The organism is Pseudoalteromonas sp. TAB23, from assembly GCF_000498075.1.
GTDB lineage: Bacteria > Pseudomonadota > Gammaproteobacteria > Enterobacterales > Alteromonadaceae > Pseudoalteromonas > Pseudoalteromonas arctica.
Genome location: NZ_AUTP01000115.1, coordinates 1 through 6,231, shown reverse-complemented (window position 1 = coordinate 6,231; position 6,231 = coordinate 1). Strand labels below are relative to the sequence as shown.

The 6,231-nt window shown below is 40.5% G+C and carries 5 protein-coding genes and 1 pseudogene; 2 read left to right on the top strand and 4 right to left on the bottom strand.

Going from position 1 to position 6,231, the window contains the following annotated elements; all coding sequences use genetic code 11:
- Positions 1-31: 31 nt before the first annotated feature.
- Positions 32-1,200 (bottom strand): IS3 family transposase gene (locus L654_RS0103195; RefSeq protein ID WP_139016089.1). Its coding sequence is split into 2 segments (ribosomal slippage): positions 32-924 and positions 924-1,200, totalling 1,170 coding nucleotides; the frame shifts between segments, so codons are not numbered across the junction.
- A 65-nt stretch (positions 1,201-1,265) separates the two neighbouring features.
- A pseudogene (locus L654_RS01000000125390) lies at positions 1,266-3,493 on the bottom strand (TonB-dependent receptor); the annotation flags it as partial.
- A gap of 141 nt (positions 3,494-3,634) precedes the next feature.
- On the opposite strand from L654_RS01000000125390, the gene L654_RS0103180 reads away from it, so the two are divergent.
- Complete coding sequence (locus L654_RS0103180) at positions 3,635-4,051, top strand: MerC domain-containing protein (protein ID WP_024607248.1); 417 nt, start codon at positions 3,635-3,637, stop codon at positions 4,049-4,051.
- A gap of 146 nt (positions 4,052-4,197) precedes the next feature.
- Positions 4,198-5,082 (top strand): alpha/beta hydrolase-fold protein, encoded by an 885-nt coding sequence (locus L654_RS0103175; protein ID WP_024607247.1) that lies wholly within the window; start codon positions 4,198-4,200, stop codon positions 5,080-5,082.
- A gap of 298 nt (positions 5,083-5,380) precedes the next feature.
- Here the strand turns inward: L654_RS0103175 and L654_RS0103170 are convergent, their stop codons facing one another.
- Together L654_RS0103170 and L654_RS0103165 are read right to left on the bottom strand one after the other, a co-directional pair.
- Positions 5,381-5,629 carry a DUF3297 family protein gene (locus tag L654_RS0103170; RefSeq protein ID WP_002963088.1) on the bottom strand — a complete coding sequence of 83 codons (249 nt, stop codon included), beginning with the start codon at positions 5,627-5,629 and terminating at the stop codon, positions 5,381-5,383.
- Between the two features lie 231 nt (positions 5,630-5,860).
- Positions 5,861-6,070: a cold-shock protein gene (locus tag L654_RS0103165; RefSeq protein ID WP_010554515.1), complete on the bottom strand. Its 210-nt coding sequence runs from the start codon at positions 6,068-6,070 to the stop codon at positions 5,861-5,863.
- Positions 6,071-6,231 lie beyond the last annotated feature (161 nt).

The window sequence follows — 6,231 nt, the reverse complement described above, 5'->3', positions numbered from 1 at the left end:
TGACGTGGTCAACTAAATTCAGTCACCCTAGTTAAGAAACCATATCTAATGTTTCGGTTCGTTCTTCAAAGTCATTTGGGCTTTGATAATTTAAGTACGAATGTAAGCGACGACTGTTGTACCACATGCAGATGTAATTCATTACATCCTGTTGAGCTTCATAACGCGTTGGGTAATTTTTCCAATGCACGCGCTCTTGCTTCAAACTACCGAAGAAGCTTTCTGCAACAGCATTATCCCAGCAACAACCTTTCTTACTCATGCTACCAATGAAGTCGTTTGACTTGAGCAATCTACGATATTGATGGCTTGCATATTGAACCCCTTGATCTGAATGGATAATCAACCCTGCTTTGGGTTGGCGTTGCCACATCGCCATAGTCAGTGCGTCACAGACAAGCTGCGCTTTCATTCGTGAGCCCATGCTCCAACCAACGACTTTACGCGAATATAAATCAATCACTACCGCCAGATATAACCAACCTTCTGCAGTCCAAACATAAGTGATATCTTGTACCCAAGCTTGATCAGCGGCTTCAACGTTGAAGTTTTGCTCAAGTACATTGGGATAAATAGGCTTGTTATGGTCACTATTCGTTGTTACTTTGTATTTCTTTTTATAACGCACCCAGACATTTGCCTCTTTCATTAACTGTGCTGTTTTGTGACGGCTCACCGGAAAACCGAGTGCATTTAAGACTTTCTGAATACGCCTTTCACCGTAAGTATTATCACTGAAGTGCGCTATGTCCTTGACCCAATCAATCATTTCTTGATGTGTTGGATCCTCTGATTTAGTTGAATATCGCTTTTGATAACTATAGTAATTGTTACTTTTTACACCCAGTATTCGGCACATTACCGCCACAGGCCAGGTCTTCTTGTATTGGGTTATGAACGAGTATTTCACTTCGTTTCTTTGGCAAAGAAGACCGTCGCTTTTTTTAATATTTCACGCTCCATTTCTAGGCGTTTCACTTGCGCTTTTAGCTCTCTGATCTCTTCTTGCTCAGGGGTCAAATTACCATTCCCTCTAAAAGCCTGCCCATCATCATTTTCAGCTTCTTTTATCCACCGACCAAGCATGTTGGGATTTACCCCTAAATTTCTAGAGGCTTCTGCTTGAGAGTAGTTTTGCTCAACAACTAATGCGATGGCATCAAGTTTAAATTCTTTGGAATACTTTTTACGTTTTGTCATTATCGATCTCCAGTTAAGTTGATTATCTCTTAACTGGGGTAGTCGAATCCATTAAACCACGTCAAACCGTCTGTGGCTGTTTCTTGTGGGGCTGTGCGGTCTTGCTTTTGATAGCGAGTTACATGAATATGCGCACTGAGTTTATCTGTTTGATAGCTTAGCTCGCTGCCAAAACGAAGCGGTGGTGTACGGGGTAAATCGCCGCCGTCTTTAAGGCGTGCACGAACGTAGTCAGAGAATACATCTAGCTTAAACTCGTTAGTTAGTTGCCATGCAACTTGCGCTTCAAAGCCGTGTAAAACTACATCATCTGTTTTAAATAAATAAACGGGTAGCTCTGATGAATGGTCGTGCTCGTCAACGCCTTCTTCTCCATCGCCATGGTCGTGTCCACTTTCGACGAATAAACCGGTGTCTATTTGGTAATAATAGTTATCTACTTGGTTGTAAAAGGCATTTAAAATAAAGCCAACATCGCCTTGAGTTTTACGTAGGGTTAAATCGATATTATTGGCTGTTTCCAGATCAATTGCTTGTTCAGATAAACCCAAATGGCCATCTTCATCTAAATCAAATAGTGCGCCTACTTCGTAAGTGCCAGTACCAATATGCGGCCCAAACGATAACAACTCAGAGGCAGAAGGTGCGCGTTCAGAGCGCGATATCGACAGCCCTAAGTTATAGTTAGATGTAAAATCCCATACTACCCCTGCCGATAAACTGACTGGCGTAAATTCATGCTCTACATCAAATACGCGAGTGGTTTCTGCGCTTTCTTCGTGGTCATGATCATGCTCGTCGGCTTCTTCTGCTTCATCGTGTGCGTGAGCGTCAATATTTGGCAGTAATACGTCGCCTGCTTCAATTGTTACACGCTCTATGCGTCCACCTAACTGCACTAAAAAATCCCCAAAGTGCCTTTCTTCCATTAACGCTACAGCAAAGCTTTCGGTCTCTGATGGAGGAGTAAAGGCCTCTTCACCTTGTGCTTCAACATCGCTTTGCTTGTAATGAAAGCTAATACCGCCATTCCATTCGTTAAATTGGTTATGCAGTAGGTCTATGCGTAATTCGTTGGTTTCGTTTTTAAAGGTAGTGCCAACAGCGCCGCTCTCAATTTCAGCGTGTTCGTAGTCGGCATGGCCAGCGCGGAGATTTATTTTGTTTAGCCATTTATTATCTAGGTTGTACTCACCTAATAATTGCACTTTAGTTTGCTCTAAATCAGCAAATACGCTTTCTTCGTCGTTGTGTTCTTCCTCTTCTTCCTCGCCGTGCGTATGACCAGGAATACCGTATTGACGATTAAATTGCTCTACTGCTAAGCCAATAAAGCCGTTATCCATTAAATAGCTAGCGCCAACAGTAAAACCGTCAGACTCTTCATTACTGTTTTCAACTTTGTAATCGCCACGATGGCCTTCACCGTCGCTATCTATATCGNAGCTACAGGTACCCCGTAGTCATCGGCCTCACGCCAAAATGCATCGGCATAAAAAGCCATAGAGTCTGTACCTGTGGTGGCATTAAACGAGGCCACTTTTTGGTTATCTACCGAGTTATGTTCTAGGTTCCATTCACCACGCGTGGTGCTGTCGGTGGGTACGCGGTTATCTACTACATTAACCACACCACCAATTGCGCCACTGCCATAAAACAGCGTTGCAGGGCCGCGTAATACTTCAATTTGTTGTGCGGTAGACGCCTCCGATGCAACAGAGTGATCGGGGCCAACGCGCGAAACATCACTAACATCAAGGCCATTTTGAGTAATAAGTACGCGAGGGCCGCTTAAACCACGAATAATAGGTGTGCTGGCTACTTTACCGTGAAAGTTTGTATTAACGCCTGGGAGTTTTTCAAGGCTGTCGCCAAGGGTTGCAGCTTGTTGTCGTCTTAGTTGTTCGCCAGATAAAACACTAACAGGCGATGCAGATTCCATTGCCGACATATGAATAGGGGTCGCTTCAATATCAATAACTTCAATAGGCGAGCGCTTTAAATTAAAAGTAACCGATTGGTTTTCATCATTAGTTATTGTTATATCGCGATGAAGATGCGCATAACCAGGGGCTACAACGTGAAGCTCTTTTAAGCCATTTTTTAGTTCTGTTATAACAAATTTACCGTTTTCATCGGTGGTTACTTTAAGATCTGAGCCTTCAACTTCTACCGTTGCATTGGTAACTACTTTACCTTTGTTGTTTAAAACAACGCCTTCTATTGTGGATGCAAGCACACTAGCCGGCAATAAAGCTGCTATGAGAACAGCTAATTGTGATCTACGTTTCATTTGACTACCTTGTTAGATGTTATATTATATCAATTATGCGAGTAATGTTATAATATATCAACAGTAATTAACTGATGTTATTAAAATGTCTCCTTAAAAGTAACGTTTTTGAGTGGAGACACTGATTTAGTAGAGGAAATAATGAAGTCGAGTCAAAGTGTTATGGATCGTATGGCAATTGGGTTATCGGTAATGTGCACAGTGCATTGTTTTGCAACCCCGGTTATTTTAGCGTTATTGCCAAGCTTTGCTGTACTGCAAATAGATAGTGAGCAATTTCATTTATGGATTCTTGCGGCGGTAATGCCAACCAGTTTGTTGGCATTGAGTTTAGGCTGTAAAAAACATAAACGTACACGTTATATGGTGTCTGGTGTAACAGGCTTAGCTTTTATGATATTTGCTGTATTGCTAGGCCATGAAGTGGTCGAAAAAGCGCTAACCTTAATAGGCTCAGCGTTTATTGCTGTAGCCCATTGGTTTAATTACCAACAATGCCTTAAACAAAATGATGAAAATTGCCCATGTTCAGGCGGTGAGCCAGATCAAGTGATTTAATGCTATAAGTGCTGGTGGTTTAAACGAAAGCTACACTGGCACTTTATTTTTTATTTAAACTTTGTTTTTTTAGATAGCTTAAATATTCGCTAAAAGTACTTTAAAGTAGGTACTTAATTTATTTTTAGCTTAGGTTAACTAATACAGTGCCTCTTATTTTAAAATCTCTTTTGCTTTTAAGCGCCTTAATATGTTTTAAATTAAGCGCAAATACCCCTTATTCAATACCCCGAAGTAACGTGGTTGAGCTCATTGAGCCCGTTAGCGAGCGGGCGTATCCTGTGTATATTCAGCTTCCTAAATCATACCAAAAGCAGCCTAATAAAACGTATCCAGTTATTTATGTAACCGATGCACCGTATACCTTTCCCATCGTTGCTGGGGCTACACGATTCCCTATGAATAGTGGCAAAATGCAACAGGCTATTATTGTAGCAATTGGCTATGAAAAAGGGTCCGCTGGCTCTAACAGCCGAATTAGAGATTACACGCCTACCTTTGCAAAAGATTGGAAAAAGCAAACAGGTAATGCCAAAGGGCATATTCAGTTTTTACAAAGTACAGTTTTTCCTTTTATTGAAAAAAACTATCGGGCCAGTAACTTACAAAGAACCTACATGGGGCATTCGTTAGGCGGTTTATTTGGCGCGACTATTTTATTAACGACACCCGATTTATTTAGCAATTATATTATTGGCAGCCCATCGGTTTGGTTTGATAACAATGCACTATTAGCGTTAAAAGTGAATAAGCCAAAATTGCCTATAAGGGTATATATATCAGTTGGATCTATGGAAACGCCAGCTTTCGGCGAAGGGCAAAATATGGTTGAAGGTGCTAAGCAGCTAACGCAAAAAATTAATGCGCTTAAAAGTGACAATATAGAATTAAAAAGTGTTGTTATTGACGGCGCTAATCATGCAACCGCATTTCCAACAACAGCAATCCAAGGCTTAGATTGGGTGCTAGGGCCTGTTGACCTTTCAGGATTAAAATTTGTTCAATCTAGGGGCGATTTAATCGCGACGTGAGGTTTGTAACCTAGTGGGCTAAGTAAAAACCGAGCAACAAAGAGTAAATTGCCCCTAGGCAGAACCCAAGGGCAGCGCATGTTTGGCATTTATGCTGCGTTATCGCCTATTTATGGGGAATAACCACACTACATAGGCTCTGCCTTGCCTAAATACCAAACATACTGCTGCAAATTTAACCTCGAAAGATAAACAGGCCCTAGGTAAAGCGAAAATTAATATAATTAAATGATTTTTAACAAGCACAAAAAAAGCGACTACCCAATATGGTGTCGCTTTTTTAGTAAGTAGTATTAGCTTACTTATAAAAGGCTTCAACAGTGCCTTTTCTTGTAAGTAAAAGTGGTTGTCCGCGACGATCAAGGCCTTTTGGAGATGCAAATTTTATCCAACCTTCGCTGATGCAGTATTCTTCAACATCAAAACGCTCTTTGCCGTTGAACGTGATACCAATATCGTGTTCAAAAACTTCTTCCACATGATGTGGGCTACGTGGATTAATAGAAAGGCGATCTGGTAAAGCAGGTTTTGCGGTAGTGTCGTTCATAGTCATATTCTATATTGAATGAAGTATGCGCTATTGTAGGCAATACAAAGCTTTCGCTCAAGAGAGATAGTAGTAAATGTGTTTAAAAATGTACTAATTAATGAGTTGTGTATACAAATGAGATTGCGCTTGGAAAATATTTACAGAGGAGGTTTTGAAGATATTCGACTAAATAATTATAAAGGTAAATATATTAATGGGTTATCTCTAACCCACTAAATTGTTTAGCAATTAGATGCTAACAATGTTCTCGGCTTGTGGACCTTTTTGACCTTGAGTAACAGTAAACTGTACTCGTTGGCCTTCAGCTAAAGTTTTAAAACCGTCGCCAGAGATTGCGCTAAAATGTGCGAACACGTCTGCGCCAGATTCTTGCTCGATAAAACCAAAACCTTTTGCTTCGTTAAACCATTTTACTGAACCAGTAGTTGTAGTAGACATAATATGTATCCTAAAAAATTAATATAAGTGTGCCTGAAAAGAGGCGATTGAGCTGGAAAAAATAGTTAACTTGAGGATATCGCGTAGGATTATTACTAAAACAACGGGGTACTAACAAATAAAACAAAACTTCTTTCAAACTAGTATTCAAAATGGGTTAT

Excerpts from the sequence above, each read along its gene's own strand:
- L654_RS0103180 (WP_024607248.1), top strand. The coding sequence starts at position 3,635 with ATGAAGTCGAGTCAAAGTGTTATGGATCGTATGGCAATTGGGTTATCG.
- L654_RS0103170 (WP_002963088.1), bottom strand. The coding sequence starts at position 5,629 with ATGAACGACACTACCGCAAAACCTGCTTTACCAGATCGCCTTTCTATT.
- L654_RS0103165 (WP_010554515.1), bottom strand. The coding sequence starts at position 6,070 with ATGTCTACTACAACTACTGGTTCAGTAAAATGGTTTAACGAAGCAAAA.